At 41.2% G+C, this 16,670-nt stretch carries 14 protein-coding genes and 1 tRNA gene; 10 read left to right on the top strand and 5 right to left on the bottom strand.

The genetic code is table 11. From position 1 onward, the window contains the following. Positions 1–9: 9 nt before the first annotated feature. Positions 10–1,770, bottom strand: coding sequence for a hypothetical protein (locus ACKWB9_RS10695; RefSeq protein WP_414002999.1), 1,761 nt, complete (start codon positions 1,768–1,770; stop codon positions 10–12). A gap of 234 nt (positions 1,771–2,004) precedes the next feature. Here ACKWB9_RS10695 and ACKWB9_RS10690 point away from each other — a divergent pair. Next, a tRNA-Val gene (locus ACKWB9_RS10690) sits at positions 2,005–2,079 on the top strand. Between the two features lie 27 nt (positions 2,080–2,106). Here ACKWB9_RS10690 and ACKWB9_RS10685 read toward each other — a convergent pair. Together ACKWB9_RS10685 and gldJ are read right to left on the bottom strand one after the other, a co-directional pair. Beyond that, the gene (locus ACKWB9_RS10685) at positions 2,107–3,384 is read right to left on the bottom strand and encodes a UDP-N-acetylmuramoyl-tripeptide--D-alanyl-D-alanine ligase (RefSeq protein ID WP_414002998.1); all 1,278 of its coding nucleotides are present in this window, start codon (positions 3,382–3,384) and stop codon (positions 2,107–2,109) included. Positions 3,385–3,446: 62 nt separating this feature from the next. Beyond that, positions 3,447–5,114 (bottom strand): gliding motility lipoprotein GldJ, encoded by a 1,668-nt coding sequence (gene gldJ / locus ACKWB9_RS10680; protein ID WP_414002997.1) that lies wholly within the window; start codon positions 5,112–5,114, stop codon positions 3,447–3,449. Between the two features lie 447 nt (positions 5,115–5,561). Between gldJ and porV the strand changes: the two genes are divergently transcribed. The 9 genes from porV (at position 5,562) to ACKWB9_RS10635 (ending at position 15,135) form a co-directional block, all read left to right on the top strand. Further along, a complete protein-coding gene (porV, locus tag ACKWB9_RS10675) occupies positions 5,562–6,710 on the top strand; it encodes a type IX secretion system outer membrane channel protein PorV (protein ID WP_414002996.1) in 1,149 nt (382 codons plus the stop codon). A gap of 330 nt (positions 6,711–7,040) precedes the next feature. Beyond that, the gene (locus ACKWB9_RS10670) at positions 7,041–7,313 is read left to right on the top strand and encodes a cytidine deaminase family protein (RefSeq protein ID WP_414002995.1); all 273 of its coding nucleotides are present in this window, start codon (positions 7,041–7,043) and stop codon (positions 7,311–7,313) included. Positions 7,314–7,507: 194 nt separating this feature from the next. Next, entirely contained in the window at positions 7,508–8,506 is a 999-nt protein-coding gene (pdhA, locus tag ACKWB9_RS10665; protein ID WP_414002994.1) for a pyruvate dehydrogenase (acetyl-transferring) E1 component subunit alpha, read from the top strand. A 4-nt stretch (positions 8,507–8,510) separates the two neighbouring features. Beyond that, positions 8,511–10,145, top strand: coding sequence for a pyruvate dehydrogenase complex dihydrolipoamide acetyltransferase (locus tag ACKWB9_RS10660; protein ID WP_414002993.1), 1,635 nt, complete (start codon positions 8,511–8,513; stop codon positions 10,143–10,145). A gap of 102 nt (positions 10,146–10,247) precedes the next feature. Continuing rightward, positions 10,248–11,297, top strand: a complete 1,050-nt coding sequence (locus tag ACKWB9_RS10655) for a M28 family metallopeptidase (RefSeq protein ID WP_414002992.1) — start codon at positions 10,248–10,250, stop codon at positions 11,295–11,297. After that, complete coding sequence (locus tag ACKWB9_RS10650) at positions 11,297–11,977, top strand: SDR family NAD(P)-dependent oxidoreductase (RefSeq protein ID WP_414002991.1); 681 nt, start codon at positions 11,297–11,299, stop codon at positions 11,975–11,977. Before ACKWB9_RS10655 ends, ACKWB9_RS10650 begins: the two co-directional genes overlap by 1 nt. 1 nt (position 11,978) lies before the next feature. Further along, positions 11,979–12,581, top strand: a complete 603-nt coding sequence (locus ACKWB9_RS10645; protein ID WP_414002990.1) for a SprT-like domain-containing protein — start codon at positions 11,979–11,981, stop codon at positions 12,579–12,581. 1 nt (position 12,582) lies between these two features. Further along, positions 12,583–13,662, top strand: a complete 1,080-nt coding sequence (locus tag ACKWB9_RS10640) for a mannose-1-phosphate guanylyltransferase (protein ID WP_414002989.1) — start codon at positions 12,583–12,585, stop codon at positions 13,660–13,662. A gap of 3 nt (positions 13,663–13,665) precedes the next feature. Next, a complete protein-coding gene (locus ACKWB9_RS10635) occupies positions 13,666–15,135 on the top strand; it encodes a DUF389 domain-containing protein (protein WP_414002988.1) in 1,470 nt (489 codons plus the stop codon). Here ACKWB9_RS10635 and ACKWB9_RS10630 read toward each other — a convergent pair. Together ACKWB9_RS10630 and ACKWB9_RS10625 are read right to left on the bottom strand one after the other, a co-directional pair. After that, positions 15,132–15,899 (bottom strand): ABC transporter ATP-binding protein, encoded by a 768-nt coding sequence (locus tag ACKWB9_RS10630; protein ID WP_414002987.1) that lies wholly within the window; start codon positions 15,897–15,899, stop codon positions 15,132–15,134. The two genes, ACKWB9_RS10635 and ACKWB9_RS10630, sit on opposite strands and share 4 nt — an antisense overlap. Then, complete coding sequence (locus ACKWB9_RS10625; RefSeq protein WP_414002986.1) at positions 15,899–16,636, bottom strand: MlaE family ABC transporter permease; 738 nt, start codon at positions 16,634–16,636, stop codon at positions 15,899–15,901. The genes ACKWB9_RS10630 and ACKWB9_RS10625 overlap by 1 nt, the downstream gene beginning before the upstream one ends. Positions 16,637–16,670 lie beyond the last annotated feature (34 nt).

Genomic DNA, 16,670 nt, shown 5'->3' with positions numbered 1-16,670 from the left:
TATTGCCCTTTATTTTACCTGAAAGGTTTGTATTACTTCATCCCCGTAGTAATTTACGTTGCCAAGATTTTTGGCTATAACGGTTACTTCACCGATCCCGATTAACCTTAATATATTTCCGTCAACCGTGGCGGGTCCGCTTACGACTTCATAATAAACGGACAATTCCGTGGCGTCTGTACTGGCATTTAAAGTTACCGGTGAGTTTTCCAGATGCTGATCGTCCATGGAAAAGGAAATGCGCTGTACGGTCTTGCCATTTGTGCTATTTTCTAAATAAGTATAACGATCTGGCATTGCCCAGATACCGTTTCCGTGAGGCCTAAAGGCATTTATACGGGGATATGCCCCATTTTTATAATTCACGAATTCGAAGAAACCACTGCTTAAATGCACGTTACCGGCCCGATCCATGATCAAACGATGGTAAAGGACAATGTATTGGCCATTTGTATTCCAGGGTGTTGGGGGCCTGACGATCAAATCGCCCAACCCCGTTCCCCAATCGGTCGTGGTAACGGAAGCGGTCTTTACATAGAGACCTCTATTGGCCCCTGCATTTCTTTGTCTATAGGCCACATGAAGGATATTGTTGTTATCTATGACCGGGGTGTCGTAACTAAAATCCCCATTGAGCGTGGTCTTGCCGTATTGGCTCCATCCATTCATAAAATCAAACGAGGGATCGGCAATTCCATAATCGCTACGCCAGTATTCGTCCGAAGCAGCATGGTTGCCCGAAAGATAGTGCAACTTGCCCACAGCATCCAATACGATTCCTCCCTGACTATGGGAATCAATATGACCATAGACGGACTGCACCCCCATAAATCGTGAGGTTACCGTAGCATTACCGGACACGGAAGAAGGGCGTATAACTTCGGCAAGATAACCCCTGTTAACGTTGTCCCTTGCACCTTTGTTCATAATTTTATCCTCATCAAAGCCGGAATAGGTCAAATAGGTCCTGTTTCCTGTTGTGGCCATGGTCGCATCACCTCCCGAATGAATGGTAGTGGCACCGAGCCTGCTCCCAATGGTCGTGGTATTGAACGATACCGTACCATTGGAATTACGGTAGGGGATGAGTAGTTTTACAATAGAAACTGCATTTATTGACCAGGTCACTGTTCGGGTAGGCCATCCCAATTCGGCCAAAGATTCATCTCTTTCCGTTATAAGGATGCCCGGTGTTTCCCCATTCTTAAGATTATGTCCTGTAAATTCTTCTACATTCATCATTTGGACCCCCGTAAATGTTTCTACCTGAAAATTGTCGGAATCCAGATTATCCAAATAAAGTATTGCCCATTGTTTTTCCGAATCTACTAGGTAATCCAGTGTAATATACATGTGATCGTCCGAGGTAATCGATACTCTGGGGTGGTGGTGTCCATTGGTGGTGTGGGCGTTCGTTATGGACGAACCCGGATGTTTCACTTTAAGATCGTCCAAATAATTGTGCATTACCCATATGCCGTTGCGTAACGTACGGACATATCCGAATTCCTCGTGAATATTGAATCCGTAAGGGCGGTTTTGACTGTCGAACGCCACGGTCGAAAAATTGTAGAAATCGATCGTATCATAAATAGCCCCTTCATTATGACTGGAGGGCATTTGAAAAGGAGGCTTGTTTTGAGCTTTGAGTTGAGGCGCAACTGTCCATAGTACAAATGTCAATAGCCCTACTTGATAAATTGGTTTATAAATCCATTTTTGTCCATCTCTTTTGACACCGATAATACTATTTCGGAAAAAAATCTCCATAATCCCTAAATTTGAAGTAATTGGGCCATTCTTTTATGACCATAGTGAAACAAACTCCCTAATTTAAGGCAATCATGTTGCGTCGAGTCCATCGTTTCTTTAAAACAGTGTTTTTTAGCATGATTTTAACGTTTAAAACCAGTGTGAAATAAACTTGTCAAGATAAATACTAAGGCATAAGATTTTTTCTTTCTTTCCAGAATGCAAATTTAATTTTACCTTAGCGCCCCATTAGGGATATTAGCTCAGTTGGTTTAGAGCGCTGCCTTGACAGGGCAGAGGTCACTGGTTCGAATCCAGTATATCCCACTTCTTTTTTTATGGATTGATTTTCTGCTAGATCAAGTCCAAAATCCGTTCCAGTGCCATTCCCCTTGAGCCTTTGATCAGAATCGTTGCATTTAAGATTACGGTATTGGCCTTTAGATAGGTTTCAAGGTCTTTGAACCGTTTGAATTTTTGAAAGTTGTTTTGGGTGTGGTAAAAGTTTTCGCCTACAAAAAAGACGTTTTCAAACCCCAGATTGTATGTTAAGTCCGAAATATGCTGATGTTCCTCCTTCGCCGAATCCCCCAGTTCGAACATATCTCCCAGGAACAAAACCTTATTTTTTCCTTTCATGGATTTAAAATTGCCCAAGGCAACTTTCATGCTGGTAGGATTGGCATTGTAAGCATCTAGGATTATCTGATGCCCTTTTTTTGTTATTATTTGAGATCGGTTGTTTTGTGGGGTATAGGATTCGATCGCTTCCTTGATTTTCTCCATGGGAACATTAAAATATTTTCCAATAAGCATGGCCGCACAACAATTGGTGAAATTATAGGCCCCGATCAATTGGGAGTTTATTAAGGTATCCTCCACCTTTAGGCTTATATAGGGGTCGGGTCGGCCCATTTGAATTTGATAGAATTTCGGGTCGTTTTGACTGTAACCGTATTTTTTGATACAACGTTCCAGTTTCTGCCGTTGCACGGGGTCATCGGCATTCATAAAAACGGCCTTATCGTTTTCGAGCAGATAATCGTAAAGCTCACTTTTGCCCTTTATGACCCCATCAATACCTCCAAAACCTTCTAAATGTGCCTTGCCAAAATTGGTAATATAGCCAAAGTCCGGTTCTGCCAGCTTGCTGAGGAATTCAATCTCTTTTTGATGGTTGGCACCCATCTCTACAATGGCAATTTCAGTATCTTTTTTGATGGATAAAAGGGTGAGCGGCACACCGATGTGGTTGTTGAGGTTGCCTTTTGTGGCCACAGCCCTGTACTTTGTTCTTAGTACGGCATGTATAAGCTCTTTGGTGGTTGTTTTGCCATTACTCCCGGTGAGGCCTATAATTTGGGCATTGCAATAATGCCTATGGAAATTGGCCAGTTTTTGAAGCGATTCCAATACGTTTTCAACCCATATGGTGCCCTTTTCCGTTGCAAATCTTTTTTCATCCACAACGGCAAAACTTGCCCCTTTTTTTAGTGCTTGTTCGGCATATTCGTTACCATTGAAATTGTCACCCTTTAGGGCAAAGAATATATCACCTTTGTTTAATTTCCGGGTGTCCGTACAAATAGACGGATGTTCCAGATAAGTTTTATGGAGCGCTTGAATGGTCATGAAATCGAAGATAAAAAAAAGCCCTTTAAAAAAGGGCTTTTAGTATAATGTTGTCGGGAAAATTACTTGGCTTTTTTTCCTCTTACCGTTTTGTTCTTTGTTTTGGATTTTGATCCTACTCTGGACATGGCGCACCTAAACCCAATGTGATCCGTTGCCATATATTGTGGGAGGTATCTCCTTTGTGCCGGATCTAGCCAATATGCCCTATCTCTCCAGGAGCCACCTTTGTACACTCTAACTTCATCATTGATCAGTGAGGTTCTGGAATTGGATTGATCATACTGCCTGATGAGGTTGCCTGCGGAATCCCTTTCTACTTTGTGTTTTGGGGAATCATACATTTTTCTTTGGTCCTCATCATCCTCATCGGCAAATCTGTCAAAAAACCTTGAAGATCCCGGATCACCGTCCCTATAACCTCTATTGTCACTAGATGAAAAATTAGTCCTTAAATAGGTTTCTTCTTCACCTACCGGCACCATTTTGATTTCACCGGGCAGGTTCACGGCCACTACTTTGCCATTCGGCAAGGTATCATAGACTATGGAATCTTTAAGGATATTAACTTTTCCGTCTTCTCCTATGGCGGTTTTCATATAGATATTGCCCCGGTAATAATTGAAATCACTTACTTCATCGTCCACAATGGGCCTATATACATCGGATACCCATTCCGCAACATTCCCGGCCATATCATATAGCCCCAAATCGTTTGGTTTATAGGACATTACTTGTGCGGTAATGTCGGCACCGTCATCGGACCACCCTGCAATTCCGCCGTAATCCCCTTTTCCTTGTTTAAAATTGGCCAACTGGTCTCCTCTTCCCACACGTTGCCCATTTCTGGTATAGTCTCCTTCCCATGGGTATTTTTTTCTACCCCTATAATTATTGTATTCCCTGGAACCTACCTGTGCCTGTGCGGCATACTCCCATTCTGTTTCTGTCGGTAATCTGTATTCGGGCATGATAATACCGCTACTTCGTTTGGCAAAGACGGAAACACTATCTTTTTTCTTCTTGCCCTGGAGCGAATCTATTTGACCGTTATATACAGATTCCGGTCTGTTCAAATAAGCCTCGGTGCTGAAGGTTCCCTGAACTTCCCCGGTAGCCGCTTGGTACTTGGCGTCTGCGGAAAGATAACCTTCGCGTTCCAGCATTACTTCGTTTACCCGATCCGTTCTCCATTCCGCAAATTGGGTCGCTTGTATCCAATTGACACCAACAACCGGATATTCCGCATAGGCGGGATGCCTAAGATAATTATTGGTCATGGTCTCATTGAAACCTAATCGGTTTCTCCATACCAAAGTATCGGGAAGGGCACCTTTGTATATGTTTGCATATTTTGGATTTTCCGGTGGATATACACTTTTAAGATAATCCAGGTATTCCAGGTACATTACATTGGTCACTTCGGTCTCGTCCATATAAAAAGATTGAACATGTTGCGAGGTAGGGGTATTGTTCCAGTCGTGCATCACGTCATCCTGTACTTTACCCTTGGTAAATGTTCCACCCTCAACAAAAACTAGACCAGGTGCCGTTTCTTGCTCCTTGAAATCGGTATTGTATTGAAAACCACCTTCCTTTGCATTTATTTTCCAACCTGTAGCTCTTGAAACGTTTTTGGAAGATGAAGATTTTTTGGAACAGCTGGTAACTGTAAAACCTCCCGCAATAACGGTACATGAGAGTACAACTTTAATAAACTGTTTTTTCATAATTAGGACTTGAGTTCAATCTTTTGATTATATACTTTTGAATGTAGTTTAAAGATTGGATTTTCTGATTAATTTTTATGTCACTTTCGCTGTTTAGAACGATGTTTTTATCATAATATTTTATAATTCGAAATATTTTTGACGTTCCCCATCCTTTGCAACAACCAAAGCCTGTTTCTAACAATCATAACGCCCGAAAAGGTATTATAGTATGGAGGCTATCCTATTCTTTTAGGGTCCTTGTAGGAATTTTATTGTTTATGTGAGAAACACCGGAAACAGTATTAATATTAAATGTTCCATGGTTTTTCTTCAATTATCGGATTCAAAATATTAACATACCAACACAAGATAATGCCAAAAAGGGCGTTTACATGTAAAATACTGACTGTATGAGCGATATGAAGGAAGTTCATATTTGCTCCTAAAACCAACATTATTACTTAAATGAAAAAGTTCTCGATTATTATCCTGTTATTATTTCTTGTAAAAGTATCTGCACAAGAAGATCAGCGGGTCATTACTACCGCTGTTCCATTTTTAACTATTGCTGCAGATGCCCGGGCCTCGGGTATGGGCGATATGGGTGTGGCCACTTCGACCGATGCATTTTCGCAACAGTGGAACCCGGCCAAATTTGCCTTTGCCGAACGCAAAATGGGAATAGGGTTGAGTTATACACCGTATTTGGAAAGTATCATTACGGATATTGCCTTGCTCAGTGGGGGATATTATAATAAAATAAACGATCAAAGTGCTTTTGCCCTGAGTCTAAGGTATTTTACTTTGGGTGAGATAGAATTGCGCCAGTTTGCCAATGACCCGGGAACATTGGCCAAACCTAATGAGCTGGCATTGGACGGGTCTTATTCGTTAAAATTGAGTCCCACATTTTCAATGGCAGTGGCAGGTAGATATATTCGGTCTAATTTGAAATTGCCGCAAAACGGTACAGAAGATTCCCAGGCCGCAAGTTCGTTCGCGGTAGATGTTGCCGGTTACTATCGTTCCAGGGAAATTGCTTATGATAATTTTGATGGGAGATGGAGAGCAGGTTTCAATCTCTCGAACATTGGCGGTAAAATTCAGTATGATCAGGGAGGCCAAGAAAATTTTATACCGAGCAATATGAGACTTGGGGTCGGTTTTGATTTTATCCTGGATCAGGACAATGTAATCGGGCTGACTTCGGAATTCAGTAAGTTATTGGTGCCTACACCACAGGATTTGGATGGCGATGGAGATATTGATTCGGAGGATAATGACATCTATCAAAACGAAAGTGGTTTTAGTGGTATTTTTGGTTCATTTGGGGATGCTCCCGATGGTTTTAGCGAAGAATTAAAAGAATTTACCTGGGCCTTGGGTGCGGAATATACCTATCAAGATGTTTTTATGCTTCGTACGGGCTATTTTAATGAAAGTGAGGAAAAAGGTTCCAGAAAGTTCTTTACTTTGGGTGCCGGATTCAAGTTTAAGGCCGCTCAAATAGATTTATCTTATTTATTTTCTACTTCTCAGGTTAGAAATCCATTGGAAAATACATTGCGTTTTTCTTTAACGTTTAGTTTGGGAGAAGAATACCTTAACGATTAAAATCTATTTTTAGATGGGATAAGAACCTGCTCGTAAGCAGGTTTTTTTGTTTTACATAACTTCCAATTTAAAATGTACATTTAATGCAGTGTATAAATGATGGAAAACATATGGAATGGTTAAAAAACAGCAAATAACTTTTGAAGCTCATATTTACGATTCCCTTCAGGAATTGCCCCAACAAGATAAAGACCTTATGACAAAAGCGATCAATGCACGCCAAGGTGCTTATGCCCCTTATTCTAATTTTCAGGTAGGCGCAGCGGTACTTTTGGAAAACGATGAGGTCGTTTTGGAAATAATCAGGAAAATGCTTCTTACCCCTCGGGCTTGTGTGCGGAAAGGGTGGCCGTTTTTCAGGCGGTGGCACGATTTCCAAAAATCAAGATCAAGGCTATTGCCGTTACCGCGGCCTCCATAGATCATATAGTAGAACGACCGGTGGCACCGTGCGGTAATTGTAGACAGGTTATTTTTGAATACGAATTCAGGCAAAAACTACCTATTCGATTACTGTTTATGGGAGAAACGGGTGAAATTATGAGCTGTAGTTCCATAGCGGACATTTTACCTTTGGGCTTTAACGACACTTTCTTAAAATAGACGGAATTATAGGCATGGTTTTATAAAAAAACGCCCTGAATATTATTTTGTGATATGTGGATTTTACCAACTCATTTTAATTCTCCCTTTTTTTTATCCATTCATTTATATGTGTATTTTTGCTCTTCTGTGGAGTTTAATCTACAGAGCAGGATTTTGAATCTAATTACATAGACATATAATACATTGAATTAATGGAAAAAATCACCAAGGAAATCTATTTGAAATGGTATGAGGATATGCTTTTTTGGAGGAAATTTGAGGATAAGCTTGCGGCGGTATATATTCAGCAGAAAGTAAGGGGTTTTCTTCATCTGTACAATGGTCAGGAAGCTGTATTGGCAGGTGCCCTACATGCCATGGATTTGACCAAGGACAGAATGATTACGGCATATAGGAACCACGTACAGCCCATAGGTATGGGGGTTGACCCAAAACGTGTCATGGCGGAGTTGTACGGCAAAGTTACCGGTACGTCCAAAGGAATGGGCGGTTCTATGCATATATTCTCAAAAGAGCATAGGTTTCATGGCGGACATGGAATCGTGGGAGGACAAATTCCACTTGGTGCCGGAATGGCCTTTGGCGATAAATACAATGGGAGCAATGCGGTAACGCTATGTTATATGGGGGATGGTGCCGTAAGACAGGGTTCCTTGCATGAAACCTTTAATCTGGCCATGTTATGGCAGCTTCCCGTAGTATTCGTATGTGAAAATAACGGTTATGCCATGGGAACATCTGTGGAAAGAACTTCTTACTCTACCGAAATCTGGAAATTAGGACTGGGATATGAAATGCCCTGTGGACCCGTTGATGGAATGAATCCCGTTACCGTCGCACAGGAAATGAGTAAGGCCATAGAACGTGCCAGAAGTGGTGGCGGGCCAACCTTCCTTGAAATGAAAACATACCGTTATAGAGGGCACTCCATGTCCGATGCACAACACTACAGAACGAAGGAAGAAGTAGAGGAATACAAAAAAATTGATCCCATAACACAGGTCTTGGATGTTATAAAAGAAAAAAAATACGCAACCGAAGATGAGATCGCGGCCATTGATAAAAAGGTGAAGGATTTGGTCAGGGAATGTGAGAAGTTTGCGGAAGAATCGGATTATCCACCGGTAAACCAATTGTACGATATGGTTTACGAACAAGAAGATTTTCCATTTGTTCAACATAAATTGTAAGTAGATGGCTCAAGTAATAAATATGCCCCGCCTTAGTGATACTATGGAAGAAGGAACCGTGGCAAAGTGGTTGAAAAAGGTTGGGGATAAAATTGAAGAAGGTGATATTCTAGCCGAAATAGAGACGGATAAGGCCACCATGGAGTTTGAATCCTTTCATGAAGGAACGCTATTGCACATTGGTATAAAAGAAGGAGATGGCGCACCGGTAGATTCCCTATTGGCGATCATAGGTGATGACGGTGAAGATATTTCAGCATTGGTGAACGGAGCCAATGAAACTCCCGTGGAAGAAAAAGTGGTATCGGATTCCGGTAGTGCTGCGAACGTACAGGATGAGACACTTTCCAATACAGGTCCCGTTGAAATTCCCGAAGGTGTCGAGGTCGTTAAAATGCCCCGTCTGAGTGATACCATGGAAGAGGGAACCGTGGCTACTTGGTTAAAAAAAGTTGGGGATACCGTTGAAGAAGGCGATATTTTGGCAGAAATCGAAACGGATAAGGCTACGATGGAATTTGAGTCTTTCTATGCGGGAAAATTACTTTACATCGGTATACAGGAAGGGGAATCGTCGCCAGTGGACGAGGTATTGGCCATAATAGGCCCGGAAGGAACGGATGTTAATGCCGTACTGAACGCAAAACCAGGGGCGGAGATAAGTGTGGAGGCCAAAGCGGAAACGGCAAAAGAAGAGAAACGATCCGTTCCGGCTCAAGAAGATAGAGCGGTCATAACGGACGGGCAACGCATTTTTGCCTCGCCTTTGGCAAAAAAAATAGCAGCGGACAAAGGAATAGATATATCCAATATTCCCGGTTCCGGGGATAATGGGCGCATTATAAAAAAGGATGTTGAAAATTATAGCCCGTCCCAAGCTACAGGACCCGCAGTAAAAGAAGTGGCAAATAGTGATACTGCATCTGCTATTACTCCCATGTCCTTACCGGTAGGCGAAGAAGGGTCGGAAGAAATAAAGAATTCTTCCATGCGCAAAGTGATTGCAAAAGTATTGGGGCAATCCAAATTTACCGCCCCACATTTTTACTTGACCATAGAGGTGGATATGGACAATGCAAAAGCCTCTAGGGTACAGATCAATAGTTTGCCGGATACCAAGGTCTCTTTTAACGATATGGTGTTAAAGGCATGTGCCATGGCTTTGAGAAAACACCCACAGGTAAACACTTCATGGAACGGGGACACCACAAGATATAACAAACATATCCATATGGGGGTTGCCGTTGCCGTAGATGAAGGTTTGGTGGTTCCCGTGGTTAAGTTTGCCGATCAATTAGGACTTACCCAGATAGGGGGTGCCGTAAAGGAATTGGCCGGCAAGGCAAGGACCAAAAAAATTGCCCCGTCCGAGATGGAGGGAAGTACCTTTACCGTGTCAAACCTTGGGATGTTCGGAATTCTGGAATTTACATCCATTATAAACCAGCCAAACTCGGCTATCCTATCCGTAGGGGCAATAGTGGAGAAACCGGTAGTCAAAAACGGTGAAATTGTGGTGGGAAATACTATGAAACTGACCTTGGCATGTGACCACAGAACGGTGGACGGTGCCGTAGGGGCCCAATTCTTACAGACTTTGCGTCATTTTATCGAGAATCCGGTAACCATGCTGGCTTAAGGCTATGTATATAAAATACAATTTAAGAAAGCAATCCTTTTCAGGGTTGCTTTTTTTATCTTTAGTACCTCAAGGTGTTTTAGGACAATGAATCAAAATAGCATGAAAAAAATTATCTTTTTAATAGGTATCGGTATTTTTATTTCCTGTGGTTCGGGTAAGGTCGGTCGGGAAACAGTTTTAAATCAAGGCAATTTGCCTGATGGTGTTAAGGGCAGTATTAATGGGGAAGAAATAGAAACTGGGGAAAATACGATTTTCAGAAAAGAGTCGCATAATACAATACATTTTTCAACTCCGGACCAGATTAAGAAACTGATGGAATTCTTGGCTTCGGACGAATTGAAAGGACGGGATTCCGGTAGTGAGGGAATAGCAAAAGCGGCAAACTATGCCGAAACCATTTTTAAGGCCAATGGTATAAAGCCTTATTTTAAAACTTATAAGGATACATTGGGCAATTTTAAAAAGCAGGCATATAATGTGGTTGGCCTTTTGGAGGGAACGGATAGTGAATTAAAGAGCGAACATATTATCATTGGGGCCCATTACGATCATCTAGGGGAAATAAGTCCCGAGAATGGGGATGCCATTGCCAATGGAGCCAATGACAATGCTACAGGAACATCTACCGTTCTGGAACTGGCACGTTATTTTGGAAATGCCGGAACAAATAAAAGAAGTATTGTTTTTGTATTGTTCAGTGCCGAGGAAAAAGGGCTTTTAGGATCCAAACATTTAGCGGAAAAATTAAAGAAGGAAGATTTTAACCTCTATACAATGCTAAATTTTGAGATGGTCGGGGTTCCCATGGTCGGTAAAGACCACTTACTGTATATAACAGGCCATGAACTTTCTAATATGGCCGATATAGCCAATGGTTATGCGGGTGAAAAAATAATCGGTTTTTTGCCCAAGGCCAAAGCGTTTAATTTATTCCAACGTTCGGATAATTATCCGTTCCACACTGCTTTTAACATACCTTCCCAGACCTACAGTACTTTTGACTTTACCAATTTTGAGCATTATCATAAAGTGAGCGATGAAAACGAGTTGATAGATTATGAACACATGGCTAAAGTGGTCAACAAAATGATTCCCGTTATCGAGGGAATCGCGAATGCTCCTATTAAAGAAATCAGCTACCATTAATGGCAAATATTATTATTACAGGAGCGAGCAGGGGCATTGGTTTTGAACTGGCCAAATTGTTTGCGGACGATGGTCATCAGATTCTGGCCCTCTCTAGAAATACGGCCCCAATAGAAGAGTTGAAGCATAAGAATATCCATGCAATTGCTTTTGATTTGTCCATTTCCACTGATTTTAAAAAAGTGGGAGATTTCTTGAAACAAGAATGGAAACAGGTGGACGTTCTCATTAATAATGCAGGAAGATTATTGAGCAAACCTTTTTTGGAAACTTCTTCTGAAGAATTTAAGGCAGTGTATGAGGTAAATGTATTCGGTGTAGCGGAAATGACCAGATTGGTCGTTCCGTATATGCCTTCGGCCGGGCATGTAGTAACCATAAGTTCTATGGGTGGCGTACAGGGTAGTTTAAAGTTCCCGGGCTTATCCGCTTATAGTTCCAGTAAAGGTGCCGTAATTACCCTAACGGAACTTTGGGCGGAAGAATTTAAGGAAACAGGCCCCTCTTTTAATGTTCTGGCCATAGGCGCCGTGCAAACAGAAATGTTGGAAGAAGCCTTTCCGGGTTATAAAGCACCAATATCCGCATTGGAAATGGCCTTGTATATTAAGGATTTTTCCCTGAACGGAAATAAATGGTATAACGGAAAAATGTTACAGGTGTCCAGTAGCACGCCTTAATATGGAAAATACCCTTAAGAAATACCTGCCGGAAAGAGCGGTTCCCTTATGTTTTGATTTGGTCCGAGATTATCATGTGCATTTAAAAATTGTAAACGAGCGGGTTACACGGCATGGAGATTATAGAAGATTGCCCAATGGACATCATCAAATTACCGTGAATGCTACCCTTAACAAATACCGGTTTTTGATTACCCTTGTTCATGAAGTTGCCCATTTGGTCGCTTTTGAAAAATATGGAAGGAACATAAAACCTCATGGTTTGGAATGGAAGCGTACATTTCAATATTTGATGCTGCCATTTATTAGACCCGAAATCTTTCCGTCCAAACTGCTACCCCTTTTGGCGCAGCATTTTAAAAATCCAAAAGCCAGTAGCAGTACAGATGCTAATTTATCCATAGCTTTGAAACAGTTCGATTTAGTTGAATCCGACAAAACCTATGTTTTTGAACTGCCTATCGGAAGTTTGTTTCGCATTTATAATGGGAAACTTTTCAAAAAAGGGAACAAAAAAGTGAAACGGTATGAGTGTGTCGAATTGGAAACGGGGAAAATGTATTTGTTCCAACCTAATGCAGAAGTTGAATTGATAAACGATTAATATGAACAAAAATTATTATGCAGTTTTAATGGCGGGAGGCGTTGGGTCACGATTTTGGCCCGTAAGTACCTCCACTTATCCAAAACAGTTCCATGATATGTTGGGTACGGGAACAACACTTATTCAAAAGACCTTTCAGCGCCTGAACAAATTCATACCAACGGAGAACATATTGATCTTGACCAATGAAAGATACAATGATCTGGTGCTGGAACAACTGCCCATGGTCTCCCAAGATCAAGTTGTATTGGAACCTGCTATGCGCAATACGGCACCATGTATCCTATACGCTGCCCTTAAGGTTCAAAAAATGAACCCTAACGGACTTATGATCGTGGCACCCAGTGATCATTGGATCGAAGATGAAACGGCTTTTGCCAATGATGTTGTTGCCTGTTTTGAAAAATGCGAAAAAGAGGAAGTGCTTTGTACGTTGGGAATAAAACCGACTTTTCCAAATACAGGTTTTGGTTATATTGAATTTGATAAATCCGACGATGTACGAATTAAGAGGGTAAATCAGTTCAGGGAAAAGCCCGATTACGAGACGGCCAAGGACTTTTTGACCCAAGGTAATTTTTTATGGAATGCCGGAATATTTATGTGGAGTGTAAGTGCCATCGTAAATGCCTTTAAAACACATCAAAAAGAACAATACCATCTTTTTGAGAAAGGAACTTCTTGCTATAATACAGCGGATGAACAGGGTTTCATCTATGAGAACTATCCAAAAGCGGAGAATATTTCTATTGATTATGCCATTTTGGAGCAATCTGATGCCATTTTTGTTCTGGCTGCCACTTTTGACTGGAACGATTTGGGTACTTGGGGAGCCCTCTATGATAAACTGGATAAGGATGGTAATGATAATGCCGTGGTCAATGCGGGAGTTTTGACTCAAGATGCCAGTGGCAATATGATAAGGACCGATTATAAGAAGGTTGTTGTCGTAGACGGATTAAAAGACTATATTATCGTAGATAAAGAAGAAGTACTTTTAGTATATCCAAAATCGAAGGAACAGGATATTAAAAAAGTGCTATCCCGTGTTAAGGATACTTTTGGAGATCAATATGCTTAGTATATGGAGAATAACCTGAATCCGGATAATGCAAGACCGACCAATCAGCCGCAAGAGAGCGGTGAAGATGTAAAAAAAGACTTTAAAGGCCTTTTGGGAAGTACCAAAAGATTTCTTTTGGAATTGTTGGATATCCGGACCAATACGGATCAAGATGCTACAAAGGAGGCGATTATTGCGGATATACCCTTTAAAGGACATACCTCGTGGATTTTAATCTGTTCCATTTTTATCGCTTCCATAGGACTAAATGCCAATTCTACGGCCGTGGTTATTGGAGCTATGCTTATTTCGCCATTAATGGGCCCAATTTTGGGAATCGGCATGTCCGTGGGCATCAATGATTTGGATACATTAAAAAGGTCGTTAAAAAACTTTGCCGTAATGGTGGTCCTAAGTGTATTGACGGCTTTCCTGTTTTTTAAATTCTTTCCCCTTAGGGATGAGTCTTCAGAATTGTTGGCTCGGGTAAAACCGGATATTCGAGATGTGTTGATCGCTTTTTTTGGAGGTCTTGCCTTAGTCATAGCAAGGGCGAAAAAAGGAACCATTGCCAGCGTAATTTTTGGTGTGGCCATTGCCACAGCACTGATGCCTCCACTTTGTACGGTGGGATTTGGGCTTGCCATAGGTAATTGGGAGTATGCCAGCGGTGCCATGTACCTGTTTGCCATAAATACCATATTCATTGCCTTAGCAACATTTCTGGTCATAAAGTTATTGCGATTCCCCATGGTGCGTTACGTGAATTCCAAACGCCGTCGTCTCATTGCAAGATTGGCATCATTGGTTGCCGTTGCCGTAATGGTGCCGGCCGGCGTAACCTTTTGGAACGTGTTTCAGGAATCACTTTTTAAACGGGCCGCGAATGCATTTATCTCGGAGAATATAGTACCTTATAAATTTGCCGGGGAGGGTCGGTTTTTGGAGGATTTTACGGATTTGGAGTATAATGCGGGCAAAAATTCTTTGGTCGAGGTCGTTTTTATGGGAAATGAAACGGTCCCTGATAATATCATTGCGACATGGAAAGCCAAAATGAGTGAAAATGATAGATTAAAAGAGTGTGAACTACATATTATCCAGGGCTCCAAAAATTCAGAAATAGATCAATTCAAATATGTAAACGAACTCTATGAGTCCCAAAAAACGCAACTGTCCAATAAAGATGAAAAAATAAATTTATTGGAAACCGAACTGAATCGTTTAAAATTGATTTCCAATAATGAAATACCTTTTGCGGAGATTAGTAAGGAAGTTAAGACCAATTACGAAAATCTGGAAAGATTGGGATACTCTTATTTGATTTCTACGGATTTTGAAAAGATGGATACCGTTCCGGTCTTTGAGGTCCTGTGGAAAAAAAATGCTAAAAAGGCACAAACCATTACCAACGTAAAAAAAATTCAGGAGTGGTTAAAACTTAGATTGAAAGACGATAGGGTTCAAGTGAAAGAAGTGTTCAAAGATTAATTACGTTCCTCAATATACATCTGGCGAACCTTCTTGAAGAGATCCGAAGAGTACACAAAATTGGTTACGGCCTCATTATCGGTCTTGAAAATTTCGTGCTTTGTGCCTTCCCATTCCTTTATACCGTTTTTGAGGAACAATATCTTTTCACCTATTTGCATTACCGAATTCATATCATGCGTATTTATGACCGTGGTAATATCGTATTCTTCGGTAATTTCCTTGATCAGGTCATCAATTAATATAGCGGTTTTGGGATCCAAGCCAGAATTTGGCTCATCACAAAAAAGGTATTTGGGATTCATTACAATAGCCCTGGCAATGGCCACGCGCTTTTGCATTCCACCCGAAATTTCGGAGGGGTATTTATAATGTGCATCTATAAGGTTTACCCGTTTTAACACCGTATTCACTCGGTCGCTCATTTCGGACCTGGACTGTTTTGTAAACATTTCAAGGGGAAACCGGACGTTACCTTCCACCGTCATACTATCAAAAAGGGCACTTCCCTGAAACACCATGCCCATTTCCTGGCGCAGGTCTCGTTTCTCATCGTCCGTTAAATTGGCATAGATTTTTCCGTTGTAATCAATACTTCCCTTTTCCGGAGAAAAGAGCCCCAATAAACATTTTAAAAAAACCGTTTTTCCCGATCCGCTTTGCCCAATGACCAAATTGGTCTTTCCTGTTTCAAAGACGGTAGATATTCCCCTTAATATGTGGGCGTCACCAAAAGATTTATGAATATCGTTTACGGTTATCATTAGCCCAGGAGTAATTGCGTTAACAGATAGTTTAAAATAATAATGACGACACTTGTCCAAACGAACGATGTTGTACTGGCCTTGCCTACTTCCAAGGCTCCACCCTTCATATAATACCCATGAAAGGACGGGACAGTGGCTATGACAAAGGCAAAGATCAATGTTTTGGTAAAGGCATAGGTAATGTGAAAAGGAATGAATTCGGTTTGCAGGCCCGTCACAAAATCCGTACTGGTAAGGAACCCTCCAAAAACCCCGGCAAGCCAGCCGCCAAAAATACCGACATACATAGATATGGCAATGGCAAAAGGATAGAATAACATGGCGATTATCTTTGGAAAAACCAGATAATTGAGGGAATTGACGCCCATTACCTCCAGGGCATCGATTTGCTCGGTAACCCGCATCGTACCAATACTGGACGTGATGTAAGAACCAACTTTGCCAGCCATGATGATAGATACAAAAGTGGGGGCAAACTCCAAAATGACAGATTGTCTGGTGGCAAATCCTATTAAGCTTCTTGGAATGATCGGATTGGTAAGGTTCAATGCCGTTTGTATGGCCACAACGGCACCTATAAAGAAAGAAATAAAAACAATGATACCCAATGAACCGTATATCAGTTCATCTATTTCCTTTAAAATCAGCGACCTCATTATCCTCCATTTTGTGGGTTTTTTAAAGACCTCACGAATCATAAGGGCATAGCTGCCTATGGAAGAAAAATAGTTCATTTATAAAAAATAAATTTCTTAATCGTAAAAATAA

It is taken from the genome of Maribacter spongiae (assembly GCF_047345125.1).
Lineage (GTDB): Bacteria > Bacteroidota > Bacteroidia > Flavobacteriales > Flavobacteriaceae > Maribacter.
Note: the sequence above shows the minus strand (reverse complement) of the source record. Positions and strands in the feature narration are given on the sequence as shown.